This window comes from Pseudomonas sp. 22085 (assembly GCF_052045815.1).
In the GTDB taxonomy this organism is placed as follows: Bacteria; Pseudomonadota; Gammaproteobacteria; order Pseudomonadales; family Pseudomonadaceae; genus Aquipseudomonas; species Aquipseudomonas glycinae.
Window position 1 is genome coordinate 61,790 of sequence record NZ_JBQEQA010000027.1, and the last position, 26,966, is coordinate 88,755.

Annotated in this window: 16 protein-coding genes; 12 read left to right on the forward strand and 4 right to left on the reverse strand. The window is 62.7% G+C overall.

What is annotated here, in order from left to right; translation table 11 throughout:
• Positions 1-51: 51 nt before the first annotated feature.
• Positions 52-1,734 carry a methyl-accepting chemotaxis protein gene (locus ACTJK7_RS26165; protein ID WP_085654311.1) on the forward strand — a complete coding sequence of 561 codons (1,683 nt, stop codon included), beginning with the start codon at positions 52-54 and terminating at the stop codon, positions 1,732-1,734.
• Between the two features lie 138 nt (positions 1,735-1,872).
• On the opposite strand, the gene ACTJK7_RS26170 is transcribed toward ACTJK7_RS26165, so the two are convergent.
• Positions 1,873-2,808, reverse strand: coding sequence for a LysR family transcriptional regulator (locus tag ACTJK7_RS26170; RefSeq protein WP_323151930.1), 936 nt, complete (start codon positions 2,806-2,808; stop codon positions 1,873-1,875).
• Positions 2,809-2,919: 111 nt separating this feature from the next.
• Between ACTJK7_RS26170 and ACTJK7_RS26175 the strand changes: the two genes are divergently transcribed.
• The 3 genes from ACTJK7_RS26175 (at position 2,920) to ACTJK7_RS26185 (ending at position 4,456) form a co-directional block, all read left to right on the forward strand.
• On the forward strand, positions 2,920-3,408 hold the full coding sequence (locus tag ACTJK7_RS26175; protein WP_440780886.1) for a DMT family transporter: 489 nt from the start codon (positions 2,920-2,922) through the stop codon (positions 3,406-3,408).
• A 3-nt stretch (positions 3,409-3,411) separates the two neighbouring features.
• Positions 3,412-3,867: a DMT family transporter gene (locus ACTJK7_RS26180; RefSeq protein WP_039770319.1), complete on the forward strand. Its 456-nt coding sequence runs from the start codon at positions 3,412-3,414 to the stop codon at positions 3,865-3,867.
• 421 nt (positions 3,868-4,288) lie between these two features.
• Positions 4,289-4,456, forward strand: a complete 168-nt coding sequence (locus ACTJK7_RS26185; protein WP_074689145.1) for a metallothionein — start codon at positions 4,289-4,291, stop codon at positions 4,454-4,456.
• Positions 4,457-4,480: 24 nt separating this feature from the next.
• On the opposite strand, the gene ACTJK7_RS26190 is transcribed toward ACTJK7_RS26185, so the two are convergent.
• Positions 4,481-4,753: a hypothetical protein gene (locus tag ACTJK7_RS26190; RefSeq protein ID WP_440780887.1), complete on the reverse strand. Its 273-nt coding sequence runs from the start codon at positions 4,751-4,753 to the stop codon at positions 4,481-4,483.
• 38 nt (positions 4,754-4,791) lie between these two features.
• Complete coding sequence (locus tag ACTJK7_RS26195; protein ID WP_011335095.1) at positions 4,792-5,019, reverse strand: DUF6555 family protein; 228 nt, start codon at positions 5,017-5,019, stop codon at positions 4,792-4,794.
• A gap of 137 nt (positions 5,020-5,156) precedes the next feature.
• Between ACTJK7_RS26195 and ACTJK7_RS26200 the strand changes: the two genes are divergently transcribed.
• The 3 genes from ACTJK7_RS26200 to ACTJK7_RS26210 all read left to right on the forward strand — a co-directional run bounded on the left by ACTJK7_RS26200 (position 5,157) and on the right by ACTJK7_RS26210 (position 7,196).
• Positions 5,157-5,945, forward strand: a complete 789-nt coding sequence (locus ACTJK7_RS26200; protein WP_085648194.1) for an AraC family transcriptional regulator — start codon at positions 5,157-5,159, stop codon at positions 5,943-5,945.
• 89 nt (positions 5,946-6,034) lie between these two features.
• Positions 6,035-6,208, forward strand: a complete 174-nt coding sequence (locus ACTJK7_RS26205) for a DUF1427 family protein (protein WP_007958996.1) — start codon at positions 6,035-6,037, stop codon at positions 6,206-6,208.
• Positions 6,209-6,239: 31 nt separating this feature from the next.
• Positions 6,240-7,196, forward strand: coding sequence for a quinone oxidoreductase family protein (locus tag ACTJK7_RS26210; protein ID WP_108562811.1), 957 nt, complete (start codon positions 6,240-6,242; stop codon positions 7,194-7,196).
• Between the two features lie 141 nt (positions 7,197-7,337).
• On the opposite strand, the gene ACTJK7_RS26215 is transcribed toward ACTJK7_RS26210, so the two are convergent.
• Positions 7,338-8,297, reverse strand: a complete 960-nt coding sequence (locus ACTJK7_RS26215) for a nucleoside-specific channel-forming protein Tsx (RefSeq protein ID WP_108562810.1) — start codon at positions 8,295-8,297, stop codon at positions 7,338-7,340.
• Positions 8,298-8,704: 407 nt separating this feature from the next.
• Here ACTJK7_RS26215 and ACTJK7_RS26220 point away from each other — a divergent pair, with 407 nt between their 5' ends.
• The 5 genes from ACTJK7_RS26220 to ACTJK7_RS26240 all read left to right on the forward strand — a co-directional run.
• The gene (locus ACTJK7_RS26220) at positions 8,705-19,228 is read left to right on the forward strand and encodes an autotransporter-associated beta strand repeat-containing protein (protein WP_440780888.1); all 10,524 of its coding nucleotides are present in this window, start codon (positions 8,705-8,707) and stop codon (positions 19,226-19,228) included.
• A gap of 231 nt (positions 19,229-19,459) precedes the next feature.
• Positions 19,460-21,463 carry a type VI secretion system Vgr family protein gene (locus ACTJK7_RS26225; RefSeq protein ID WP_440780890.1) on the forward strand — a complete coding sequence of 668 codons (2,004 nt, stop codon included), beginning with the start codon at positions 19,460-19,462 and terminating at the stop codon, positions 21,461-21,463.
• Positions 21,460-22,326 carry a DUF4123 domain-containing protein gene (locus tag ACTJK7_RS26230; RefSeq protein WP_440780891.1) on the forward strand — a complete coding sequence of 289 codons (867 nt, stop codon included), beginning with the start codon at positions 21,460-21,462 and terminating at the stop codon, positions 22,324-22,326. Before ACTJK7_RS26225 ends, ACTJK7_RS26230 begins: the two co-directional genes overlap by 4 nt.
• Positions 22,327-22,424: 98 nt before the next feature.
• Positions 22,425-25,877 (forward strand): toxin VasX, encoded by a 3,453-nt coding sequence (locus tag ACTJK7_RS26235; protein ID WP_440819234.1) that lies wholly within the window; start codon positions 22,425-22,427, stop codon positions 25,875-25,877.
• The coding region (locus ACTJK7_RS26240) for a hypothetical protein (protein ID WP_440780893.1) at positions 25,867-26,966 on the forward strand (1,100 nt) is incomplete at its 3' end. The genes ACTJK7_RS26235 and ACTJK7_RS26240, both read left to right, overlap by 11 nt.

Genomic DNA, 26,966 nt, shown 5'->3' on the forward strand with positions numbered 1-26,966 from the left:
GTGCCGTTAAAGCCTTTAACCACGCCAATAAAACCAAAAGAGTGAGCCCCCATGCGCCTGAGTCTCAAGGCTAAAGTCCTGTCCCTTGCCGTCCTTCCGGTTTTGCTCTTTGCGCTGGTGATCAGCCTGACCACGCTGTTCATCCTCCAGGAACAGGCGCGCAATGAAGTCCAGCAGACCCGCGAACGCCTGCTCGGCGACGCCAAGGCCACCCTGGCCAGCTATGTCGCCGTGGCCATGACCACCATCAAACCGTTGTACGACGCTGCCGCTCCCGGTGACGCCGAGGCGCGGGCGCAGGTGATCAAGCTGCTGTCGAGCATCAAGTACGGCAAGGACGGCTACTTCTTCGGCTACGACTCCGAGACCGTGCGCCTGTTCAAGGCCAACGACCCCGAAGGCGTGGGCAAAAGCTTCAAGGACAACCGCGACCCGAACGGCGTCTACGTCAACCGCGACCTGGTGAAAGTCGCGAAGGACGGCACTCACTACCTGCAATACAGCTCGCCGCTGCCGGGCAACGCGCAAGTGCTGGTGCCGAAACTCGGTTACACCGAATACCTGGCGAAGTGGGACATGGCGGTCGGTACTTCGGTCAACCTTGATGGCATCGAAGCGCAAGTGGCGGTGGTCGAGGCCAAGGTGCAGGAACGCATGCAGGGCGTGGTGCTGAGCATCGTCGGCGTGGCGGTGGTGGTGCTGCTGGTGATCGCGGCGGCGGGGATGCTGCTGGCCAACACCATCCTGCGACCGCTGACCCTGATGAAAGCCAACCTCGATGACATCGCGGCGGGCGAGGGCGACCTGACCCGGCGTCTGACCATCACCAGCCAGGACGAACTCGGCGAACTGGCCGGCTCGTTCAACCGTTTCGTCGACAAGATCCACGGCCTGGTGCGGCAGATCACCGAAATGACTTCGCAACTGACCGGTTTGGTGACGCAGGTGTCGGATCAGGCCCAGCGCTCCGATCAGGCCATGGAGCGTCAGCGCCACGAAACCGATCAGGTCGCCACGGCGATCAACGAAATGTCCGCCGCCGCTCAGGAAGTCGCCAAGAGCGCGCAGAACGCCGCCGTCGCCGCGCAGCAGACCGACGAAGAAGGCCAGACCGCCAAGCGCGTGGTCGCCGGCAGCATCAAGCAGATTCATGCGCTGGTGGACGACATCCGCAGCAGCGGCGTGTCCCTCGACAGCCTGCAACAGGACGTGTCGTCGATTGTCGGCGTGCTCGGGGTCATCCGCTCGATCGCCGAACAGACCAACCTGCTGGCACTCAACGCCGCCATCGAAGCCGCTCGGGCCGGCGAGGCCGGGCGCGGGTTTGCGGTGGTGGCGGATGAAGTGCGGGCGCTGGCTTCGCGCACGCAGATCAGTACGCAGGAAATTCAGGGGATGATCGATCGCTTGCAGGCGGGGACGCAGTCGGCGGTTGAAGCGATGCGCCGTTCCAGCGAGGCGGGTGACGGCACGTCGGCGCAGGCAAATCAGGCGGGGGCGTCGCTGGATGCGATGGCGGATCTGATTGCGACCATCAACTCGATGAACGCGCAGATTGCCAGTGCCGCTGAAGAGCAGACGGCGGTGGCCGAAGAGATCAACCGCAGCGTGCACCAGATTGCGGTGGCGGTGGATAACGTGGCGGATGAGACACAGTTGGGGGCGCAGACTTCGCGGAGTCTGGCTGATTTGGGGCAGCGGTTGGGCAAGCTGGTCGGCCAGTTCCGTATCTGAAGCTACCTTGGTCCAGACACAAAACCCTGTGGGAGCTGGCTTGCCGGCGATGGCGGCAAGTCAGTCAATATCAATGCCGGATTTGCCGGCCTCATCGCTGGCAAGCCAGCTCCCACAGGGGGTGTGGTGCTTGAGTATTTAGGGGCTGTCCCAATACGGCACCTCCCCAAAACACTCAACAAAGAAATCAATCACCGTCCGCACCTTCACCGACAACCGCCGGCTCCCCGGCCACAGCACCGCAATCTGCTGCGGCTCGACACTGTTCGACACCTGATAATCCTTCAGCACCGGCACCAGCGTGCCCTCACGCACCGCCTCACCGATCAGCCATGACGGAAACATCACCAGCCCCAGCCCTTGCACAGCGGCTTGAGTCAACGTGTCCGCGTGGTTACCGGTGATCGGGCCCTTGACTGCATACGGCGTCCACTCGCCCTGATCCTGACGGAAGAACCAGCGCTGCAAGCCGGCCGCGCCCTTGTAGGCCAGGCACTGGTGGCGGGCGAGGTCTTCGGGATGCCGGGGCGCGCCGAAACGCTTGATATACGCCGGGCTGGCCGCGACCTGAAAGCGGTGCGGCGCGAGGATCCGCGCCTGCATGCTTGAGTCGTGCAGCGGGCCGATGCGAAACAGCAGATCGGCGCCTTCCTGCAGCGGATCGATGTAGTGGTCGGTCTGCTGGATATCCAGTTGCAGCTTCGGATAACGCTCGCACAAACGGCCCAGCCATGGCGTCAGGTGGCGCTGGCCGAACACCACCGGGGCGTTGATCCGCACCAGACCGGTCGGTTCGCTTTGCTGTTCCTGCAACGCCTGTTCGGCTTCCTCCAGTTGCACCAGCACCAGCCGCGCGTGGTGGCCGAGCATGCGCCCGGCTTCGGTCGGCGTCACCGCGCGGGTGTGGCGGTAGAGCAGTTGCTGGTTCAGCGCTTGCTCCATCAACTGGATCTGCCGGGAGATCGAGGAGGGCGCCACGCCCTCGCGGCGGGCGACTTCGGAAAAACTGCCGTGGTCGAGCACCGCCACAAACAGCCTTAGCGCCTTGAATCCCAGTTCGTTGAGCCCGTGCATCGTTTGTCCTGCTGTGCGAGTTGCGCAAAAGTGTTGTCCGGATGCTCCCATTTATCGCACAGCTGCGCCAGCCGATAATCCGCGCCATCGTTTCCTTCAGAGGTTTTTTGGATGCAGTCGTTTGATGAAGTGAGTGCCGCGCCGGCCCCGGTCACCCGGCCGGGTTTGCGTTTGTTGCTGTTGCCGCTGGTGATTCTGGCCGGCATGGGGTTGTCGGTGGAGGCCGGGTTGCTGGGGCCGTTGGGTGAGCAGGTCGGGCACTTGTGGGCGACCTTGAGCATCTTCGGGGTGGGCTCGGCGATTCTGTTTTTGCTGTTGCTGTTTGCGGGGCCACAGAAGGGGCCGGCGCTGACGGATCTGCCGCGCTGGCAGTTGATCGGCGGGTTTCTGGGGCCGATGTATGTGGTGGTGTTGACGCTGGCCACGCCGCATATCGGGATTGCGATGACGATGATTGCGATTCTGTCGGGGCAGGTTGGCAAGAGTGTGCTGATTGACCATTTCGGCTGGTTTGGTGCTACGCGCAAGAAGGTCAATGCTGAGCGGTGGCTGGCGTTGGGGTTGATTGTGGCGGCTTTGGTTTTGATTGCGCGGGGGTGAGTGATGAGTCTGGTTATTTTGTTGGCGGTGGTGGTGTTGGCCGGTGCGGTGTTGAGTGTTCAGGCGGCGATCAATGGGCGTCTTGGGGAAACCGTTGGGGTGTTGCGCAGCAGTTTGTTGACGTTTGTCGTCGGCGCCGTTTCTACGGGGTTGTTGATTTTGTTTTTTGAGCCTGCTCAGGCGGTGAGTTTGCTGGAGGTGCCGAAGTGGCAGTTGAGTGGGGCGCTGTTCGGTGTGGTTTACATGATGGTCATGGTTGGCGCAGTGCCGCGCGTTGGTGCGGCTGTGGCGACGGTGGCGGTGATTGTCGGGCAGTTGGGGATGGGGATGTTGATTGATAATTTTGGGTGGTTGGGGAATCCCGCTATTGAGTTGTCTTCGAGTCGGGTTTTGGCGATGGTTTGTTTGGGGCTGGCGCTGGTTTTCATGTATCGCAGTAGCGTGCGGCAGGCTGTTTGAACTTGGCGGCCTTTGGGCCGACCAGGTTCTCGGATTATTGAGTACATATCCGTTTCTTCGGGTGCGGCCGCTGGCGGTTTCGCTCTTACAGCGAGTCACTTTGGCAAACGCCCCAAAGTAACCAAAGGTCTGGGCCCCGGCGTACGGCCCGCTCGCCGGGGCTCGGGGTTCCTTCGTTACGGGATTCATCCGGGGGCATCGCCTCCGGTTTGCTTCGCTGCACCTCCTCTCGATGTGTTCGACTTCGTCGAACGGCGCTGCGCGCCTACCCCCGGATGAATCCCTTCACTCAGCCTGCCGAAGGGGCCGGCACGGCAAAAGCGTTTCTCGAGCTAACGCTCATCGTGGTCAGCACCTTCTACACTGGTAGCACGGCTTGTTCTTTCGGCCTCAGACAACCACCACCAGAGGAGTCTGTTCCATGGCAGATAGAAAATGCGATTGTCCGGGATGTCGTTGCACGATCAAGGAGGGTGAGCATTCTTATGTGGCGCACGGTAAGCATTATTGCTGTGAGGCCTGTGCGCATCATCACAAGAGTGGTGAGGAGTGTTCGGGCAAGGGGTGTCAGTGTGCGCATCCCAAGTAATCTCGGGTATTGAAAAGGTGGAGCCTAGTCAGGCTCCACTTCCAGTTTCAGGCTGTCGTCGTCCAGGCGTTCGGTGTGGCGGACGTTGCCATGCAGGCGGCGTCCTTCGACGTTGACGACGATGGTCTTGGCCTTTTCAAGGTCTTCCGGCAAGGGGGGCGGGACGCGCAGGGCGAAGCGGTAGGGGTCGTTTTTGACGGGTTCCAGGCCAACCGGGCAGTCGACGCTTTTGGTGATGCGGCCGAAGAGGGTGTCCAGGCCGTAGTCCAGGTGCGCCAGGCTGTTGATGGTTGTCATGTGTAATCCCCCGAAAGAGTCCCCGCCTGCGCGCAAGCTTAGCTTGCCGGTCGCCATGTGACGTTTTCCACGCCGAATTTTTCTGCCATCGGCTTGCTGGTCTTCTGCACTTTCTCCCGGCCGAAACGCGGGATGCGGCCGACCCCTGCGTCGCAGCTTGCCCAGTGCCACGCCTCGGTGTTGTCCATTTTGTCCGAGCGGATAATGAACGACTTTGGCGCGCCGTGAAGGGTGTAATCGATGACGTACAGTTTTGCGTTGTTCATAAAGCCCATCTTCCTCCCTGTGGTAATAGAAGGATCGCTGGGCTGCGGGAAAATTCACTCGGATTGTCCGACGGTATCTATCAATGGCGAGGTTCCGGTCGGACTGGTTACCATGGCGCTTTCGCCCACCCCGATGAATGTTCGCCATGGCCCTCGCTGCGCCCCCTGATCTGAGTGATACCGATGTGCCGGTGCAGCCGCTGGCGCGCACCTATCCGCGTGGGTTGTTTATCGAGCCGCACGAGCATGTGTGGGGGCAGTTGCTGTATGCGATGAGCGGGGTGATGTGGGTCGAGACGCCGCACGAGGCGCTGGTGGTGCCGCCGCAGCGGGCGGTGTGGTTGCCGCCGGGGGTTCCGCACGGGATTCGCGTGGTGTCGGATTTGCAGATGCGCAATATCTACCTGCGCCCGGCGCTGGCGGCGACGCTGGATCAGACGGTGCAGGTGATCGAGGTCGGCGGGCTGCTGCGCGAGTTGATTGTCGGTCTGGTGGCGCAGGGCGACAGCGGTGATGCCGAGTATTACGAGGCATTGGTCGGGCTGGCGCTGCTGGAGCTGAAACGTGCAAGGCGTTCACAGCTGAAGATCCCGCTGCCGGACGATGCCGACCGGCGGTTGATGAGCCTGTGTCAGGCGGTGATGGCGGCGCCGTCGCTGGACATTCCTTTCGAGCAGCACGCGGAAAACGCCGGGGCCAGCGTGCGCACCCTGGCGCGGTTGTTCAAGGAAGGGCTGGGCATGGGCTTTGCCGAGTGGCGGCGTCAGGTGCAGTTGGCGACGGCGGTGGCGGAGTTGATTCAGGGCGTGCCGGTCAGCGCGATTGCCCGTGAGCTGGGTTATTCGCCGAGCAGTTTCAGCGACATGTTCCGCCGCGAGCTGGGTGTCGCGCCTTCGCAATTCGATGGTGGGCCGCTCGCCGACTGATTTGGCCGAAATTCAGAAGTCCTTGGCCGATGCCGGTCGCAGCCTTTCCCTAGACTTTGCCCATTCCCTTTGTGTGGCGGAGTGATCCCATGAATTACCTGATTTCACTGGGCGTCGGTCTGGGTGTCGGCCTGCTGTATGGCGCGCTGGATGTCCGTTCTCCGGCGCCGCCGACCATCGCGCTGGTGGGCCTGCTGGGCATGCTCGCGGGCGAGCAGTTATGGCCGATGGGCCGGCAACTGGTCAGTGGTTGGCTGTCCTGAATCCTGTCTTTTTCCTTCGGTGGAGATTTCCATGAAAGCACTGCAATTCGATAAAACCGGCGACCTGTCGTCCCTGCGCTTCGTCGAGGTGCCGACGCCGGTGCCGGGCGCTGACGAGGTGCTGGTGCAGATCAAGGCTGCGGGTCTCAATCCCAGCGATGTGAAGAATGTGCTCGGGCGTTTTCCGTACACCACGCTGCCGCGTATTCCCGGTCGGGACTTTGCCGGTGTGGTGGTCGAAGGGCCGCAGGCGTTGATCGGTCAGGAAGTCTGGGGCACCGGGCGTGAGCTGGGTTTTTTCGCCGATGGCTCCCACGCGCAGTTCGTCAAACTGCCGGCCAAGGGCGTGGCGCACAAACCTTCGCATTTGAGTTTCACTCAGGCCGCCAGCCTCGGGGTGCCTTACACCACGGCGTGGGATGCGCTCGAGCGCAGTCTGGTCAGTGCGCAAACCCGTCTGCTGGTGATCGGCGGCGGGGCGGTGGCGACGGCGGCGCTGGCGCTGGCCAAGGTGCGCGGCGCGCAGTTGCTGGCGGCGGCGCGGCGGCCGGAGCAGGTCAAGGATCTGCAGGCGCAGGGTTATCAGACGATTCAGCTGGACAAGCCCGAGGCGCTGGGGGCGCAGGTCGATGCGGTGTATCGCGGCGGTGCCGATGTGATCTTCGACACCACCGGGTTCTGGCTGCCAGCGTCGGTGCCGGCGCTGGCACCGTTCGGGCGCATTGCGATCATCGCTGCGCCGGTGGACGGGCATGTGCAACTGCCCGCGCTGGCGCTCTATCGCAAGGGCGGTTCGGTGGTCGGCATCAACTCGTTGCTGTATGGCGTTGAAGCCTGCGCGGCGATGCTGGATCAGTTTGGCCGGTTCTTCGACGAAGACCTGCTGCCACTGCCGCAAGGGCTGGTCGAAGCGCCGCTGGCCGAAGGGCTGGCGCGGTATGCCGATGTGAATCAGGGCAGTGGCGACAAGGTCATCCTCATCCCCTGAGTTCTCAGAAAAAGTGACTAACCCTGTGGGAGCTAGCCTGCTAGCGAAAGCGCTAGTGCAGTCGACGAAAATATTGACTGTGCTGACGCCATCGCTAGCAGGCTAGCTCCCACATTGTTTTTCGGCGGGTTTGCAATCGCATCAGAACTGATAACCGATGCCGGCGTAATAACCCCAGCCATTTGAGCGCGCCCGGAAGTTGCCGTCGCCAAAATTCAGCTCGCTGCCATCCTCCCAGTTGCCGCCGTTGTGGAAATAACGGCCGACCAGGGTGAAACGCAGGTGCGTGAACGAGTACAGCAACACGTTGGTCGCCACCGTGGCATTGGCGGTGCGCGCCGGGTTGTCCTTGTGCAGGTCCGAGCCGAAATCGAAGTTGGTGAAGCCGATGTAGGTCAGCGAAGCGCCGTTGCTGAATTTGTCGATCGGCACGATGTACTTGAGCTGCGCGCGGTAGCCGTCCCACGAATACTCGTTGCTGGCCCCGTAGTTTTCCCACTGGTAGCGCCCGTACAGGTTGGCCGACAGATTGACCCGTGAATGGGTGTCGATATCGGTGCCGAAGCCGCTGTACAGCGTGTTGGCGCGGTTCTCTTTGCGGCTGCCGTGGTCGTAGATCCAGTCGAACGCCACGTACCATTCCTTGAACGGCCCGATGGCCAGGCTGCGCCCGGCGAGGTAGTCGATGGAGATGCGCGGCTCGTGCTCCATGAACACCGGCGAGCCATGGTCCCACACGCCTTTGTCGTGGCTGTTGCCGATGTTGAAGATCTTCGGAATGTCGATGTAGCCATACAGCTCGAACGGCCCCTTGCGCCCGAAGTACTCGTATTCCAGGTAAATGTCGTCGGCCGGTTGCGGGCCGAAGCTGATGTCCTTGCTGCCGATCAGCATCAGGTCCTGGTTGTACCAGTCCGACAGGTACGCGCCTTTTTGCGGCGGGCTGGCTTCAGGGCTGAGGGCTTCTCCCTGGGCGGATTCCTCGGGCAGGGCAGGTTGCGCCAGTGCGGTGTGACTGAGAACTCCGGTAACGCCGGCCAGTAGCAGGGAAACAGCAAAGGTGCGTGCACCGCGACGGCGGTGGCAGTAAGAAACGTACATTCAAAGTCCTTTTTGCAGATCAAGGCCCGAATGATGGGCCCTGTACGGTTTTGTAACGAAAATGCGGTCATTAGCGACTCGCAAACGTTTGCACAAGCCGTACCAGTTTTCCAAGTCACTGAAAAATCGATTGATTCACGGGTTTACCTGGCGATTCGATCAACTCCCCTTAAAAGCGCCTCAAATCGTCCTCAAGCCCTTGCTCAGAACGGCCGGAAGTATCGGCGCAGGGCCTTATCGCACAAAAGTATTAACACTATTTAACCGGTGCCCCATCGCAGGGCATCAACTAGCGTGTGTCTGGAATGGGACGGTTATCTGATGACCGTCATACGCTTGATACGCGTGCTGAATCTTGCCGCAGTTGCACGCTTCAAGGACGAAATCGACCACGAAAGGAGTAGCCCGTGGAAGCAAGGTTTGGTGTCGCCCTCGTTTCGCGTTTTTCCCCACTGTCCCTTGCTGTGCATCTGAGCGTCGCCGGACTGCTGTTCGGTGGTGTCAGCGAGCAGGCGTTCGCCACCTGCTCGGCAGCAGGTTCCACGATTACCTGTTCGGGTGTTCCGAGCCTGCCGCTGTTTCTCAATGACTACAGCAGTGCCACCAGCGGCCTGACGGTCAACGTCAACTCGGGCGCGCAGATGAATGCGACGCTGGGCGGCAAGGTCATCAACCTGACCGGGGCCAATATCAACCTGAACAACTCCGGCACCGTCGACCCGGCCTTGCTGGGCCTGGTGTCGATTCTCAGTGGCGGTGCATTCATCGGCACCGGGGCCACCAGCACGGTCAGCGTGGTCAACAACGCCAGCGGAATCATGCGCGGCACGGGGATGTTGCTCGGCCTCAACCTGACCAGCATTGACGGGCTGGCTATCGGCGTGAACAACGCGGCGGCGGGTACCACGACCATCACCAACAACGGCACCATTACCTCCACCGGGCTGTCGGTCGGCGGGATCACCCTGGCCGACACCCCGGTGGTCGGGGTGTATGGCGGTTCGCAAGTCAACATGACCAACAGTGCCAGCGGCACGATCAACGGCCGGATTGCGTTCGAGACGTCGGCAGCAGGCAACACCTTCACCAACGCCGGTAACATCACCGGCGGCGTGTCGATGGGCGCGGGCAGCACCAACACCTTCTACGCGATCACCGGTTCCAGCGTTAACGTCGGTGACGGTGTGCAAGTGTCCGTCGGCCTCGGTGGCCTGGTCGGCATCAACCTGACCTTCGCCCCGACCGGCACCATCGATGGCGGCGCGGGGGGCACCAACACGCTGATCCTGCAAAACCCGATCGGCGTCGGTGGTGGCGTCACCGGGACCGGCACTGCGTCCAGCGCGACCTACGTCAACTTCAACAACCTGACCCTCAACAGCGGCACCTGGACCTTGCAGGGGCCGTTGGTCAGCGGTGCGACCACCCTCAATGGCGGTGTCGCGCAGTTCAACGACAACGCCGCGTTCGGCAGCGGTGTACTGACGTCCAACGGCGGGATCCTCCAGGCCAGTAACGCGGGACTGTCGCTGGCCAACCAGATCAATCTGGGCGCGAGCGGCCTGACCTTGCAGGGCATTAACGGCACCACCCTGAACGGCGTGATTTCCGGTACTGGCGGCCTGACCAAGATCGGCAGCGGCCAGCTCAACCTCAATGGCATCAACACCTACACCGGCAACACCGTGCTCAACGGCGGCACAGTGCTTGTGGGTAACAACGCGGCATTCAGCACTGGCGGCATTACGGTCGGCGGCGCTTCGAGCATCTCGGCAACGACGCCGATTTCGCTGGCCAACGCGATCACGCTCAACAGCACCCTGACCGCAACCGGCACTGGAGCGCTGACCCTGGGCGGGGTGATCAGCGGCGCCAGCAATCTGACCAAAACCGGCAGCGGCAGCCTGACCCTAAACGGCATCAACACCTACACCGGGAACACCAGCCTCAGCGCCGGCACCTTGCGCGTCGGCAACAACAACGCCTTGGGCACCGGGGTGCTCAACACCAGCAACGGCACCAGCCTCGACAGCACCGGCAACGTGACCCTGGCCAACAACGTCGGTATCACCGGTACGTTGAACGTGCTCGGCAGCAATGCCCTGACCCTGGCCGGCGTCCTGTCCGGCACCGGGGCGATCACCAAGAGCGGCAGCGCCAGCCTGACCCTGACCGGCAACAACACCAACAGCGGCAGCACCGCGCTCAACGGCGGCAGTTTGCTCGTCGGCAGCAACACCGCCCTCGGCACGGGCGCCTTGAACGCGGCGGCCGGCACCACTCTGGATGCGACCACCGCCGTGACCCTGGCCAACGCGGTGGCGCTGGCGGCGGATCTGACCATCGGCGGTACTCAGGCACTGGGCTTGAGCGGGGTCATCAGCGGCGCCGGCAACCTGATCAAGAACGGCACCGCGAACCTGACCCTCAGCGGCAACAACACCTTCTCCGGCGGCACGGCACTGAATGCCGGGACGCTGATCGTCGGCTCCAACACCGCGCTGGGCACCGGCGCGCTGACCACGGCGGCGGGCACCACCCTCGATGCCAGCACCACTGTGGCGCTGAGCAACGCCGTCGCCCTCGGCGGCAACCTGAACATTGGCGGCAGCGCCAACCTGACCCTCGGCGGCGTGGTCAGCGGCAGCGGCGGGCTGACCAAGAACGGCGCGGCGAACCTGATTCTCAACGGCACCAATACGTTCCTCGGTGCTGTTGCGTTGAACGCGGGCACCATCACCGCGGGTGCCAACGCTGCGCTGGGCAGCGGCAATATCACCGTCGGCGGCGCGGCGACCCTCGACAGCAATACCGCGGTGACGCTGAACAACAACGTGATTCTCAACAACAATCTGGGGATCGGCGGCAGCAATGCACTGACCCTTGGCGGGGTGATCAGCGGCGCCAGTCAATTGATCAAGAACGGCACGGCCAACCTGACCCTCAACGGCGCCAACACCTTCACCGGCGGCACTGCACTCAACGCCGGCAGCCTGACCGTCGGCAACGGCGCGGCACTTGGCACCGGCACGCTGACCGTGGGCGGGGCGGGCGGCACGCTCAACAGCAGCGCCAACGTGGCGCTGAACAACGCCATCGCGCTGAACGCCAACCTCACCACCGGCGGCGCCAACCCGCTGACCCTCGGCGGCGTGATCAGTGGCACCAGCAACCTGATCAAGACCGGTGCTTCAACCCTGACCCTGACCGGCAACAACACCTACACCGGCGCTACTTCGCTGAACGCCGGGACTCTGGTCGTCGGCTCCAACACCGCCCTCGGCACTGGCGTACTCAACGCCGCCAATGGCACCACGCTGGATGCCAGCACAGCGGCGAGCCTGGCCAACAACGTCAACCTCGGCGGCAACGTGACCATCGGTGGCAGCAACGCGCTGACCCTCGCGGGCGTGGTCTCCGGGGTCGGTGGCCTGACCAAGAGCGGCCCGGCCGACCTGATCCTCAACGGCGCCAACACCTACTTCGGCAACACCGCGCTGAACGTCGGCAAACTGATCGTCGGCAGCAACACCGCGCTGGGCAGCGGTGCACTCAACGCAGCGGCCGGCACCACGCTGGATACCAATACCGCCGTCACTCTGGGCAATCAGGTCAACCTCGCAGGCGCGCTCAATGTCGGCGGCAGCGCGGACCTGACCCTCACCGGCACCGTCGCCGGTGCCGGCAGCCTGGTGAAAGACGGTGCGGCCAATCTGAACCTCAATGGCACCAACACCTACGTCGGCGGCACCACCCTGAACGCCGGTACCCTGACCGTCGGCAACAGCTCGGCGCTCGGCACCGGCGCCTTGACCGTCGGCGGTGCGGCAACAATCGACAGCAGTTCGCCGCTGGTCAGTCTGGCCAACGCGGTCGTGCTGAATGCGGCGCTGAGCGTCGGCGGCACGCAGAACCTGACCCTCGGCGGCGTGCTCAGCGGCACCGGCCAACTGGTGAAAGACGGGGCGGCCAACCTGACCGTCAACGGCACCAACACCTTCAGCGGCGGCACCACGCTCAACGCCGGCAACCTGACCGTCGGCGCGCCCGGCGCATTGGGCAGCGGCACGCTCACCGTCGGTGGCGCCGCGACACTGGACAACAGCAGCGCCTTCACCCTCGGCAACAACATCACCCTTGATGCCGGGCTGACCCTGGCCGGTAACAACGGCCTGACTCTCAGCGGCGTGATCGACGGCGCCGGCAGCCTGACCAAGACCGGCCTGGACGACCTGACCCTCAGCGGCAACAACACCTTCACCGGTGCGCTGAACATTGCCGCCGGCAGCGTCACCACCGTGAGCAGCGGGGCGCTGGGCAACACCTCCGGCGCCAACGTCAGCGCCGGCGCCAGCCTCAATCTGGGCAGCAACGCCAGCCTCAACGGCCTGAGCGGCAGCGGCAGCGTACAGATCGGCGGCGGCAACACATTGACCGTGGGCGGAGTCAGCAGCACCAGCACCTTCGACGGCGACCTGAGCGGCAACGGCGGCCTGACCAAGGTCGGCACCGGCACCCTGAACCTGACCGGGATCAACGGCATCGTCGGCAACACCGCCGTCAACGGCGGTACCCTGAACCTCAGCGGTTCGCTGGCCAGTGCCCAGGTCAACGTCAATACCGGCGCCACCCTCACCGGCAACGGTTCGGCACTCGGCGCGATGACCATCAACAGCGGCGGTCACCTGGCCCTGTCGTCGGGTAATACACTCTCGGCCGGATCATTGACGCTCGCAGCCGGCAGCAATGTCGATGCGGCGCTGGGGACGCCATCGACCACGTCGCTGATGAACGTCGGCGGCAACCTCACCCTCGACGGTAATCTCAACGTCACCGATGCCGGTGGTTTCGGCGTCGGTGTGTATCGTCTGTTCAACTACACCGGTGCCCTGACCAATCTGGGCCTGGACGTTGCCAGCGTGCCGGTCGGTTATGGGCTGGGCGATCTGGTGGTGCAGACCGGGGTCGCCAATCAGATCAACATTCAGGTCTCGGCGCCGAATTCGGACATTCGTTACTGGGATGGCAGCCAGACTATCGCCAACGGCACTGTCGATGGCGGCAGCGGTACCTGGAACGGCGCCGGCACCAACTGGACCGACGCCAATGGTCTGGTCAATCAGACCTGGGCCGGCGACTTCGCGGTATTCCAGGGCACGGCCGGCACGGTATCGGTCAACGGCACGCAGCTGTTTACTGGCATGCAGTTCCTCACCGATGGCTACAACGTGGTCAACGGCACCTCGGGACTGCTGACCGCCGTCAACGGTGCCGGCGGCACCACGGCGATGCGCGTTGATCCGGGCGTAACCGCCACGGTTGGGGTGAACATCGACGGCAGCGGCATCCTCAACAAACTCGACGCGGGCACCTTGGTACTCAACGGCGCCAACAGCTACACCGGCGGCACGCAACTCGATGGCGGCAAAATCGTGGTCGGCAACAACACCGCGCTGGGCAGCGGTGCGTTGATCGCCAACGCCGGCACGCAACTGGACAGCAACACCGCCGTGACCCTGGCCAACGCAACCACGCTCAACGGCAACCTGACGATCCTTGGCAGCAACGCGCTGACCCTCAACGGTGTGATCAACGGTACCGGTGGGCTGATCAAGAATGGCGCGGCCAACCTGACCCTTGGCGGCAACAACGCCTTCCTCGGCCCGGTGGCATTGAACGCGGGCGGACTGGTTCTGGCGTCGAACAGCGCGCTGGGGTCGGCCACTCTGAACGCGGCGAACGGCACTACCCTGGATGCCAGCGGTGCTGTCACGGCGGGTAACGCGATCAACCTGGCGGGCAACCTCGGCATCGTCGGCAGCAACGATCTGACACTCAGCGGCGCGATCAACGGCGCCGGCAGCCTGACCAAGAACGGCGCGGCCAACCTGATCCTGAGCGGAGCCAACAACTTCCTCGGCGGCATCACCCTCAACGCCGGCACCCTGACCGCCGGCAGCAACGGCGCCCTCGGTCTGGGCAACCTGACGGTGGCCGGTGCTTCGGCGCTGGACAGCAACACCTCTGTGTCGCTGGGCAACAACGTGGTGCTCAATGCCAATCTGACCAATACCGGCAACAGCGACGTAGCCCTCAGCGGCGTGGTCAGCGGCACCGGCGGTCTGATCAAGAACGGCGCCTCCAACCTGACCCTCAACGGCATCAACACCTACAGCGGCGGCACCACGCTGAACGCCGGCGCCGTGACCCTTGGCACCGCGGCGGGCCTGGGCTCCGGCGCAGTGACCGTGGCGGGCGCTTCGACCCTCGACACCACGGCGCCACTGGTGCTGGCCAACAACGTCAACGTCAATGCCAACCTGAGCGTGGCCGGTAACAATAACCTGACCCTCGGTGGCGTGATCGCCGGGGCCGGCACCCTGACCAAAAACGGTCTGGCCGACCTGACGCTGTCCGGCACCAACACCTTCAGCGGCACCTTTGATGTGCAATCCGGCAGCCTGACCACCCTGGGCAACTCGGCACTGGGCACCAACGCCGGAGTCAATCTCGGCGCTGCGGCGACCCTCAACCTCGGCGGTTCCGGCAGCCTCGCCAGCCTGGCCGGCAGCGGTACCGCACTGATCGGCGGCGGCAATACGCTGAGTATCGGCGGCAACAACGCCAGCAGCATTTTCGGCGGTGTGCTCACCGGCACCGGCGAGTTGAGCAAACTCGGCACCGGCACGCTGACCCTGACCGGCCTCAACAGCCTGACCGGCAACACCACGGTCAACGCCGGCACCTTGAACGTCAGCGGCTCGCTGGACAGCGCCAGTGTGCTGGTCAACAGCGGCGGCACTCTGACCGGCGGCGGTTCGCTCGGCGGGGCGGTGACTGTGGCGGATGGCGGTCACCTGGCCGGCGCTACCGGCAGCACGCTGTCGGTGAATTCGCTGGTGTTCAACGCCAACTCCAACTTCGATGTCGGCCTCGGCACACCGGTGTCCGGTGGCGGCAACGCACTGGTCAACGTCGGCGGCAACCTGACCCTCGACGGTACCCTCAATGTCAGCGACATCGGCGGTTTCGGCAGCGGCGTGTACCGCTTGATCAACTACACCGGCGGCTTGACCGACAACGGCATGCTGATCGGCACCGTGCCGGGCAGCGTCACCCCGGGCGACCTGACCCTGCAAACCGCGCTGGCCAACCAGATCAACCTTTTGGTCACCGCACCAGGCGTTACCGTGCAGTTCTGGGACGGCAACCAACTGGTCGCCAACGGCTCGGTGGATGGCGGCAGCGGCACCTGGGGTACCGGCACCACCAACTGGACCGACGTCAACGGCACCACCAATCAGGCCTGGACCAACAACTTCGCGGTGTTCCAGGGCACGGCGGGCACCGTCACGGTCAACGGCGCGCAAACCATCACCGGCATGCAATTCGTCACCGATGGCTACAACCTGCAGAACGGCACGGCCGGTTCGTTGAATCTGGTCAACGGGTCGCTGGGCAATGCCACCGTTCGGGTCGATCCGAACGTCACCGCCACCGTGGGCGTGGCGCTCAACGGCGCCGGCGCACTGGGCAAATACGACACCGGCACCCTGGTGCTCAACGCCGCCAACGGCTACACCGGCGGCACCGCGCTCAATGGCGGCAAGATCGTGGTCGGCAACAACGCCGCCCTCGGCACCGGCGTGTTGACCGCCGCCAACGGCACGGCGCTGGACAGCAACACCGCGGTCAGCCTGGCCAACGCCGTGGTGCTCAACGGCGGACTCACCGTCACCGGCGCCAACGCATTGACCCTCGGCGGTGTGGTCAGCGGCAGCGGCAGTCTGATCAAGACCGGCGCATCGAGCCTGACCCTCAACGGCGGCAACACCTACAGCGGCGGCACTCAACTGTCCGGCGGCTCGCTGATCCTGGGCAACAACAGCGCGATCAGCAGCGGCGCCCTCAGCGTGCTGGGCAACGGCACCCTCGACAGCACCAGCGCGCTGCAACTGGCCAACGCCATCAACCTGGGTGCGGAATTGACCCTGGCCGGCAACCAGAACACCACCCTGATCGGTGCAATCACCGGCAGCGGCAGTCTGGTGAAAAACGGCAGTGGCGACCTCGTCCTCAGTGGCGCCAACACCTACAGCGGCGGCACCACGCTGAACGGCGGCAGCACCCGTGGCGACACCAGCAGCCTGCAAGGCGCCATCGTCAACAACGCGACGTTGACCTTCGAGCAGAACAGCGACGGCAGCTACACCGGCAATCTGACCGGCGCCGGCAACCTGAACAAAACCGGCACCGGCGCCTTGCTGCTGACCGGCAACAACACCTTCACCGGCAACACTGCGGTGCAGGCCGGTGCGCTGAACGTCAACGGTGTGCTCAACAGTGCCAACGTCAACGTGGCCAGCGGGGCGAAGGTCGGCGGCAGCGGCGTGTTCGCCGGCGCCGTGCAACTGGCCAACGGTGCGACGCTGACCGGTGGCGGCACTGCAACGCCGTTGTCGGTCGGTTCGCTGGCGTTGTCTTCGGGCACCAACCTGGACTTCACTCTCGGCTCGGCCGCCAGCTCCACAACGGTGGTCAACGTCGCCGGCAACCTGACCCTCGACGGCACGCTGAACATCAGCAACGCCGGCGGCTTCGGCACCGGGGTCTATCAACTGTTCAGCTACGGCGGCAGCCTGACCGATAACGGTCTGGTCTACGGCAGCCTGCCGGTTTCGGCGGCCAACCTGACCCTGCAGACCGCGCTGGCCAATCAGGTCAATCTGCTGGTGCAGAACACTCCGGGTGAAGTGCAGTTCTGGAACGGCGGCACCACCAATCCGGATGGCAGCATCGGTGGCGGCAGCGGCGTGTGGGGCCCGGGCACCAATTGGACCGATCCGAGCGGAACCCAGGCGCTGGCGTCAAACGGTCAGTTCGCCGTGTTCGGCGGTCAGAGCGGCACAGTCACGGTGCAAGGCAATCAGAACTTCACCGGGTTGCAGTTCCTGTCCAGCGGTTACAGCCTGGTTCCAGGCGCTGGCGGTACGCTGACCCCGGTCAACGGCCCGGGCGGCAGCCTCGCGCCGGTACGGGTGAATGCCGGTGGCAGCGCGGAAATCTCCGCACCGCTGGTGGGCACTGGCGGTATCGAGAAGCTGGATTCCGGCACTCTGATCCTCAGCGGCGCCAACACTTACAGCGGCGGGACGACGGTCAGCGGCGGTACGCTGATCGGCAATACCACCAGCCTGCAAGGCAACATCCTCAACAACGCATCGCTGGTGTTCCAGCAGAACACCAACGGCCAGTTCAACGGTCGCCTCAGCGGTGTCGGCGCCTTGGCCAAACGCGGTGCCGCGCGCCTGCTGCTGACCGGTGATCAACCCTTCAGCGGCACCGTGGCGGTGGATCAGGGCGTGCTGCAAGTCGGCAGCCGCGCGGCGCGGGCCTCGCTTGCCGGGCAGGTCACCGTGGCCAACGGCGCGGGACTGAGCGGCAATGGCAGCGTCGGTTCGGTAGTCAACCATGGCGTGGTGGCTTCCGGTGGCGCGGATGGCACCTTGAGTGTCGCCGGCAACCTGAGCAACGCCGCTGACGGTGTGCTGGCCCTGACGGTCAGCTCGCCGACCGCCACACCACTGGCGGTCGGTGGTACCGCCACCCTGGGCGGCGGTCTGCAGGTCAACAGCCTGGCGCCGTTCACCGGCAATACCGTGTACTCGCTGATCACCGCCGGTGGCGGAGTGACCGGCACCTTCAGCGCCGCCGACCTGCCGCAATACGCGTTCCTCAATACTGCGCTGGTGTACGACGCTAACGCGGTGAACCTGGTGGTCAGCCGCAACGGCAATTCGTTCGTCGACGTAGCCGCCACCCGCAACCAGCGCAATACCGCTTCGGCGTTGATGCGCAACGGCGCGGCGGGCGCTGCGTTGCAGAACGAAATCATCAACCTCAGCGTGGCCGGGGCACGTAACGCCTTCGACAGCCTGTCGGGGGAGATCCATGCCAGCACTGCCAGCGCAATCCTTGAGGATTCGCGCTATGTGCGTGACGCGGTCAACGACCGTATGCGCCAGCCGTCGTGCAGCGCGCCGGACGATCCACGTCGCGCCCTGGCTCCTAGCGAAAACCAGCTGAGCAGCAACGGCTGTCACGGCGAAATGGTCGGCTGGGCCCGCGCACTCGGCGCCTGGGGCGAGTCGGATGGCAACAGCAACAGCGCGAAACTGGATCGCAACCTGAGCGGTTTCATGCTCGGCACCGACAAGCAGCTCGATGACCAGTGGCGCGTCGGCATGGCCGCCGGCTACACCCGCAGCGATCTGGATGCCCATGATCGTCGCTCGAATGCCACGGTTGAGAGCTACCACCTGGCGGCGTACCTCAACTCGCAATTCGATGCGTTGGCAGTGCGCCTCGGTGCGGCGTACAGCTGGCATGACATCGAGACCAAGCGCGATGTCAGCGTCGGTGCCTACAACGACCGGTTGAAGGCCAATTACGACGCCCGCAGCGCCCAGGTGTTCGGTGAAGTCGGCTATGCCATCGAAGCGGCGGGGATTGCCCTGGAACCGTTCGCCGGTCTGGCCTACGTCAACTACGACAGCGACAAGGCCAAGGAGAAAGGTGGGGTGGGGCGCCTGCGCGCCGAGTCCGATCAGGACATCACCTTCTCGACCCTGGGCGTGCGCGCCGGCAAGGTCATCACCCTGGCCAACGGCGGGCAATTCACCCCGCGCGCAGCCCTCGGCTGGCGGCATGCCTTCGGTGACACCAAACCCGACGCCGACCTGACCTTCATCGACGGTGGCGCCTCGTTCAACACCCAAGGCGTACCGATTGCCAAGGACAGCGCAGTGGTCGAAGCGGGCGTGGACTTCCAGATCAGCCCGACCGGTAAACTCGGTATCGGTTACTCGGGGCAGCTATCGAACGAGAGCAACGACCATGCGATGACCATCAGCTTCAGCCTCGGGTTCTGATTCAGGAGCGAAGCACTTCAGCCGCCCGTAAGGGCGGTTTTTTTTGCCCGATCACAGGCTGCGGCAGTTGCCTTCACCGAAGCTCGGATCTTGCTGTAGGCGTTTGCTAAAGCGGCAAGCTTGTTTCTGGCATCACGGACATGTCCTACATGATTAAACGATTGTCCTGACTGCGTCGAACCGTAGACCCACGCAAAGTCCCGAGCCTGAAAAAGGCACAGGGAAAAGTGGATGTTTGGCGCCAGCAAACCAGTTGTATTCAGACTCGAGATAGAGGGTTTTTCCCACGACCTTCAGGTGTTCGAATTCCAGGCCAGGGAAGCGCTCAACCAAATCTACGAGGTCGTACTCGAGCTGGTCAGTGAACGCCGCGACCTTGATCTCGAAGCCCTGCTGCACCGGCCAGCCTTTTTGTCATTCTGCCCGGATGGCTCAGGCATTCACGGCCAGATCCATCGAGTCGCTCAAGGTGATTCGGGCACACGCTTGACCCGCTACCAGATTGTTCTGGTGCCCCATCTGGCCTACCTCGCCCATCGTCATAACCAACGAATTTTCCAGCATCAGAGCGTGCCGCAAATCATCGCCCGCGTGTTGAGCGACCATGGCATGCAGCCGGATGCCTGGCGTTTCCAGCTCAGCGCCGATTACCAGCCTCGCCTGTATTGCGTGCAGTTTGAAGAGACGGACTTGTTCTTCATCCAGCGTTTGTGTGAGGAGGAGGGACTGCACTTTCATTTTCAGCACAGTCGCGACGGGCACCTGCTGGTATTCGGTGATGATCAGAGCGCTTTCCCCACGCCGGCTGCACCGACGGCTTATGCACAAGGCAGCGGCATGGTTGCCGAGACTGCGGCCATAGACCGCTTCAACGTCCGCGTGGAAACCCGCACCACGCACGTCAGCCGCCGTGATTACCACTTCGAAAAGCCCACCGTGCAACTGGACGCCGAAGCCAAAGAAACGCGGCTTCCAGTGCTTGAGGATTACCGCTTTCCGGGTCAGTTCACTCATCGCGATCGGGGTAGACATCTCAGTCAGCGCGCCCTTGAGCGGCATCGCGCCGATTACCGGCAAGCACAGGGGCGTAGCGATCAGAGCCTGATGCGCAGTGGCAGCTTCGTCGACATCAGGGAACATCCACGCGCCGATTACAACGGTTTATGGCTGCTGACCCGCGTCGATCATCTTGGCCGACAGCCGCAAGTGCTGGAAGAGTCGGCGACCGACCTCGCTACCGCAGACGACTTCACTCAGGGCTATCGCAACCACTTCGTTGCGACGCCCTGGGACGTCATTTTTCGCCCCGCCCTCGAACACCGTAAACCCCGAATCAACGGCAACCAACATGCCGTGGTGACCGGGCCGCCCGGAGAAGAGATTTACTGCGATGCCTACGGCCGGGTGAAAGTCCAACTGCTGTGGGACCGCGAAGGCCAGCTCAATGAACAATCCAGTTGCTGGTTGCGCGTAGCCACAGGCTGGGCTCATGACCAATACGGCAGCGTGCAGATTCCGCGCGTCGGCATGGAAGTGCTGGTCGGGTTCACTGAGGGGGATCCGGACAAGCCGTTCGTGCTGGGTTGTTTACCCAACGCCGTGACGCCAGTGCCGCTGGATCTGCCAGCAGAGCAGACGCGCAGTATCTGGCGCAGCCAGAGCAGCCCCGGTGGCGGTGGTTACAACGAACTGCGCATCGAAGACAGAAAGGGCGCGGAAGAAATCGCCATCCGCGCGCAACGTGACTTTGTCCAGCTGGTGCTCAATGACCAGCGTGTCCAGGTCGACAATCAACGCACCGTGGTCGTTGGCGGCAATGCCATTCATGAGCTGCACAGCGATGAACACCATCTGACCCACGGCAATCGCCTGACCGAAATCAAGCAGGACGATCATCTGTGGGTGCAGGGCGACCGCCACATTCGTGTCGCCAGCCAACGGCTCAGCGCCGGTCAGCAAATCCACCTCGGGGCCGGTCAGCAAGTGGTCATCGACGGCGGCACCCATGTGACGATCAAGGCCGGCGGGCATTGGTTGACGCTGGGCCCCGAAGGCATTTGCAGCAGCGTGCCGATTCTGCAGGGCGGCGCGCCTGCGCCAGGAATGGCGGCGGAACCGCTGGTGCCGGGGGCGTTGCCATTGTTGAAAGTGGCATTTGATCCGGTTCAGCAACGCCACGCCCTGGTGTCTACGCGCACTTCGCGTTGTCTGATCTGCGAGGCTGCCCGCGCGTGAGCCTTTCGACCGGTCTGCCCGACGATTTGCCATGGACCCGACACCAGGCCTTTTTGCTGCTGGATGGGGCGACGATCAGTGACCTGCCAACGCGGTTGAAGCAGATTAGCCCTTCGGTCAGCACATTTGCTCTGTATGACCAGCCACCCTTCGCGGCACTGCGCGATCTGTCGCCGTTGCTCGTGGCCATCGAGCGGGCTGACGAGGCGTTGGCGCGGTTCTTCCTGCAACACGCGGCGCAAGAGTGGGGCGTGCTGTTGTTCAGCTGTGCGCCGATGCACAGCGTTGGCGAACACCTGCGCAAACTGCTGAGTGTCGAATTGCCGGCCGGGCAATCGGCGCTGTTGCGGCTGGCCGATGCCGGGGTGGTGCATGCGCTGTATGCCAGTGGCGATCAGCGTTTGTTCGGGCCTTTGACCTGTGTGGTGACGGCGGACTGCGTCAACGATGCCTGGCACATCCATCGGCCTCGGCAGGCTGAATGCCCGCAGCTTCCTGTCCCTTATTGCCTGAGCCCTGAACAGAACGCGGCGCTGGATCAGGTTGATCGGCGCCGAGCGTTGCTGGATCTGGATGCGCATCTGTTGAAGCACTTTTCCCGATTTCATGTCGGAGAAACCCTGACCCAGCGCTGGCCAACGCTGCAGCAAATGGAAACCCAGGCCAGCGCGCTTGGCCTGAGCAGCCGATCCGAGTTGTTCAACTTCGCCAACCTGTTGGCGTTGCTCGACAGCCGCGATATCGCCCAACACCCGCAAATCCATCACTTGTTCCACACGCCTTCTCTGCAATCACCGGGCGAGCGCCTCACGCTGGCCGTTGATGTGGCGCAGCGTTGGGCCAGTCAAAGGGAACGCCCATGACCCATCCCGCCATCCTCGACGCTGCCGCCGCCTCGAAAGCCCCCATCGTTGCGCCTGCGGCTTGCCCGCTGCAACAAACCCATGTGCAACTGCTGCCGTTGAGCTACGGCCTGGTGGAAAGAGCGTTCGATCCGGGCACCGAATTGAAATTGCCGTACACCTTGACCGCGCGCCCGCTGGGCATTCGCCGGCTGCGCGATGGCTGGCTGTACATCATCGACAGCCTCAGCGGCGAGTTGTACGAATACCGAATGCTCGACGGTATCGTCACGGCCCTGCTGCACCAGGGCAAACAGGTCAGCGAGGATCAGCGCGCAGCGATTGAAGCGCGTCCGGCGCTGATCTTTCCCCGGCAAAGTACGTTGTACGTGACCTTGGCCGAGGTGCAGTGGACGGCGGGCAAGTGCCATCAGGTGCTGGACAGCCGCGAAGAGCGCGAGCACTTCATGCAGGCGGTCGATCTTGCAGCGGTGAATTGTCTGACCGGGGGCGAGCATTTACTCACCGTCGAGCAGACCAGACAGTGGTTGGCGGAGGTGGCCGCCGGCGCGGAACCTGTCGCGGAGGTTGACGCAACGCGGATGCCGACCGTGCAGGTCAGCGACGCTCCCGAGCACGAGCGCGAACCTTATCTGTGGGAGCAACCGCAGCGGTTCCGCCCAGCGCACATCGGCGAATTCCTCGGCCGGGTGCGCGGGCCCTATCAGGACGACACGCTGTTTCTGCTGGTCAACGACGATCTGGGTGTGATGCGCGATCTGGCCGAGTATCAGGACACCGTGGTCGGCTGGGTCGATGAGTGGAGCAATACCGGCAACAACGCGCGCGATTATCTGCTCGCCAGCTACATCGAGTCGCTGAGCCAACTGAGCGAGGCCGGTGTCGACGGATTGGCCAAGGCCAGCGAACAGCCACAGGCCAAAGCCCTGTTTGCCGATCTGGAACAGTTGCCCGAGCCGGATCGCGAGAATACGCGCAAGGCGTTGCTCGATTATTTGAACAGGGGCGGAGATGTCCAGGCCGATGCGCTGGCGCCGCCCGAACTGCAAAAACTGCGCGCTCAGGGTTTTGATGACGGCATGGGACAGAATCGTCTGGCCCCTACGGCTGAGGTGGATCGGCGTTTTTACACGCGCCAGTACTTCGAAGCCGTCGCTCCCCAGGACTTTGTCGAACAGCATCTGGAGACGCTGATCCGCCTCGGCAAGGATCAGGATCGGCGCATCAAAGACGTGCTCGACGGCCCGCTGCTCAGCGGTAAACGCGGGATCAACGACCTGATCGACCGCCCGGCGATGGACGAGCGACTGAACCTCCTGCGTGACGACCTCGGTCGCTGGAACCGCCTGCTCGAACGCATCACCGCCGACCGCACGCAACTGCTGGTCGGCGGACACTTCCATCGTTCGGCCTGGTACTACGACGCGCAAGTGGCGGCGCAACTCCATCAGGCCCTCAGCGCCGAATACGCCTGCCTCAAGGATCTGTGCCGCAGCGACGAAGCCAGCGAAAAAATGCTCGATTATCTGGAGGAACACCCGGAACTGACCCGAACGGTCTTCTACACCTTACCGCTGCGCCTGCAATCGGAGCAGAGCGGGCAATACTCAACGCTGTTCAACGCCCTTATGGCCACGTTCAACAACTTGCCGGACTGGCTGGCCAAGCTGAAAAGGATCGAACAACCGCAACTGCCAGCCCTCGATGAAATGCCCGAACACACCCGCGTCGTCGCGGCGGCGGTGCAGGACACCTACAGCCCGGCACTGAACCTGGGCCTGAACCGCGTGCTGGAAGGCTTCGACCTCTCGGCCGAGAAAATCCCCGACCTCGATGAACTGTTCCAGCGCCTGCCCAAAGCCCTGCGCCTGAGCCTCTTTGACGCGGCAAAAACCAGCGGCGTGACCTTCACCGTCGCAAGCCCCGCAGAACAGTCCGCGCTGCAAACGGCGATCAAGGAAGTTCTGCGCGAACGCGAATACCTCACGACCCTCAACCGCGAACGCAACCAGATCACCCACAACAAGAATCGTCAGGGCCACAAAACCCCAAGGGCGATGGAGTTGCAGGAAGAAATCGTGCGGGTGCGGGCGCAATTGACGCAGATCGAAGGGCGATTGGCAGCAGCGTTAAGCCCGATTGAAGAACTGCCGGACCGCTCGGCCCGGTTGTACGGCGCGACGCCTGCAAGGGCAGGGGTGACGGTGGTATTTCCGCCAGCGCAGCAGCAGGAACTGCGCGGGTTGTTGGGGAATATCCGGGCGGGATTGGGCGGAGTGTCGGCGGGGAGTCTGGTGAAGACGGAAGGGATGGGGTTGGTGGTGGTTTTGGTGCAGGTGGTGAATTTGGTGGGGGTTATCAAAGAACTGACTAAGCAGGCCAAAAACAAGCGGGCGTGGGCTCCACTTTACGGTGCATTGGCAAGTACTGGGGCGGCGGGATTCACAGCAGCCCAAAGTCTTGCTGATACAGCAATGAAAGCTCGTAGCACTGCGCTTATTGCTGCGCTTCAACCCCATGCCCTACAGCACGTCCATGTGCAAATGGGCAAGTTGCATATTGGGTTGGGCATGTTCACCTATGGCTTCGGTCTAATGTCTTCAGCTATGAGTCTTAAAAATCAATATCTAAATCTGCAGCAGGCCATTCGCAGTGGTAATCAACCGGCACAAGGTGCGGCCGCGCTGGCCACATTGGGTGCGGGCGGAATGATGTCCGCCAATGTATATGGTCTTGGGCAGACCTTGTACGCCGGCTATACCGTAATTTCCGCGCCAAACAGTGCCGCACGAACAACAGCCTGGGCCGCTGCGGGTACACGACTTTCAAAAGTATTTTTCCGCTTCAATCTGGCGGGAGCGCTGTTCACCGTTCTGGAGTTCAGTGGTACTTGGCTGTTCAACCGTTACAACATCAGTGCTCACGACAAATGGTTAAAAATCACGCCATGGAGTCGTGACGCCGAGATGCTTGGCGACCACTCACTCGATGACTATCAAAGTTATCTGGCATTCCTGATCCACGCGCCTTACGCCCAACTTGGGCCAAACCCACACGACTCCTGGCTGAAAAACCTGCTGTTCAAAGCCAAGCCCAGCGATATCCATCTGGTGCTACCGAGATTGACATTGAGTGATCTCTTACCTCCCTTTGGCGGTAAATCGACGCACCGTCTAGGCATTGGCGCCCTCCGTATTTCCATACCGATACAAAGCCGAGGAATGCTACGAGAACGCAAGGATGTGATCAGCGATGAGGTCGTCAGTAGCCTGCGAGTCGTTGAGTCCACCCCGAAGGGATTGGTGCTCTGCCTTCAGTACCCAGTGAATTCCGACTCTAAGTTCACTTCAGCGAAAGAAACGCTTGAACTGGCGGTTTGCATTCAGGCCCTGAATGCTAAAGGTGAATGGGCGTCGCGAACTCGGGTACTCCATATAGACCCTCGGGGTGAAGACCACTTTGCAGTGGTTGATCCGCAGCTAGTCAAAGGCCACCCACCCATGCTGCTCGTCGAAACCCAGCATCTGGAGCAGGCCGACCATGCCGAATAAGCACGATCAACCATTAGGTACGCCGCAGCTCGAACAGCCACGAAAAGCAGGCGACATTGAACCGTTTTCGAGCGGAAAAATCACTTATCTCGCTCCGCTGCCCTTGCCAACTCCAATGCCGGCTTACGGACCACATATTGGCGAGCTGAATGACGTGTTCATGGACTTCGGCTTGGGATCTCCGCAGGTTTTTATGTGGCAAATGACGTTGGGGGGACCATTCAGCGTTGCGTTCTCGGCGGCGTTCCTTTTCCCGCTAATCGGCGGCTTCATGTTCTTTTTGTTCGGGATGGGTTGGGATGATGTTTCTCATGCCATAGAAGGACTTTTCAATGAAGGCAAAGGGGTTTCATTGCTTGTGGGATGCTTAATGCTCCTCATCGGCCTCGGCGTCTGGCACCACAACCACAAAAAACGCGCCTCAATCATCCCAACCCGCTTCAACCGCCAACGCCGTGAAGTCTGCTTCATGCCCGAAGGCGCCACCGAACCGGTCTTTGTCCCTTGGGAATCCCTCTCCGCCTGGATCATCGAAGCCCAGGGCGCGACCCAATACGGCATCCACCGCCAATACGGCATGGGCATCGGTTTCTACCACGGCGAAACCCTCACCAGCCTCGAATTCCAATGCGCCGGCCTGCCCCTCGCGATCAGCCATTGGGAGGCCATTCGCGGCTACATGGAATACGAAATCCACGACCTCAAATCGATTCAAGACCTTCAAGACTTGCAAGGCCCCGACGACCCACCCCACGAAGGCCTGCACACCTTCCGCAACGCCCGAGCGCGCATGCACCAGCAGATCCGAGACGGCTCTCGTTCTCGGCTGTCGGGTTTCTTCTGGTACCTCTATCACGTCATGACCTTGTGGACGATTCCCAACCGACTCGTCGAATGGGAAGTGCGCCGCCTCGGAAGGATCGGCAAACAGGCGCTGCCCGAAGCCATGCGCCAATGGTCGGAGCCGCTGCCGAAAGAGCAGTGGGCCAAGCCGAGTGAAGAGTTGCTGCGCCTGAGCGAGCAGGTGCGCCAACTGCAAAAGCGCCAGCCGCATCGACCGATCACCGAGATCTTTGCCGAGGTGCAGCG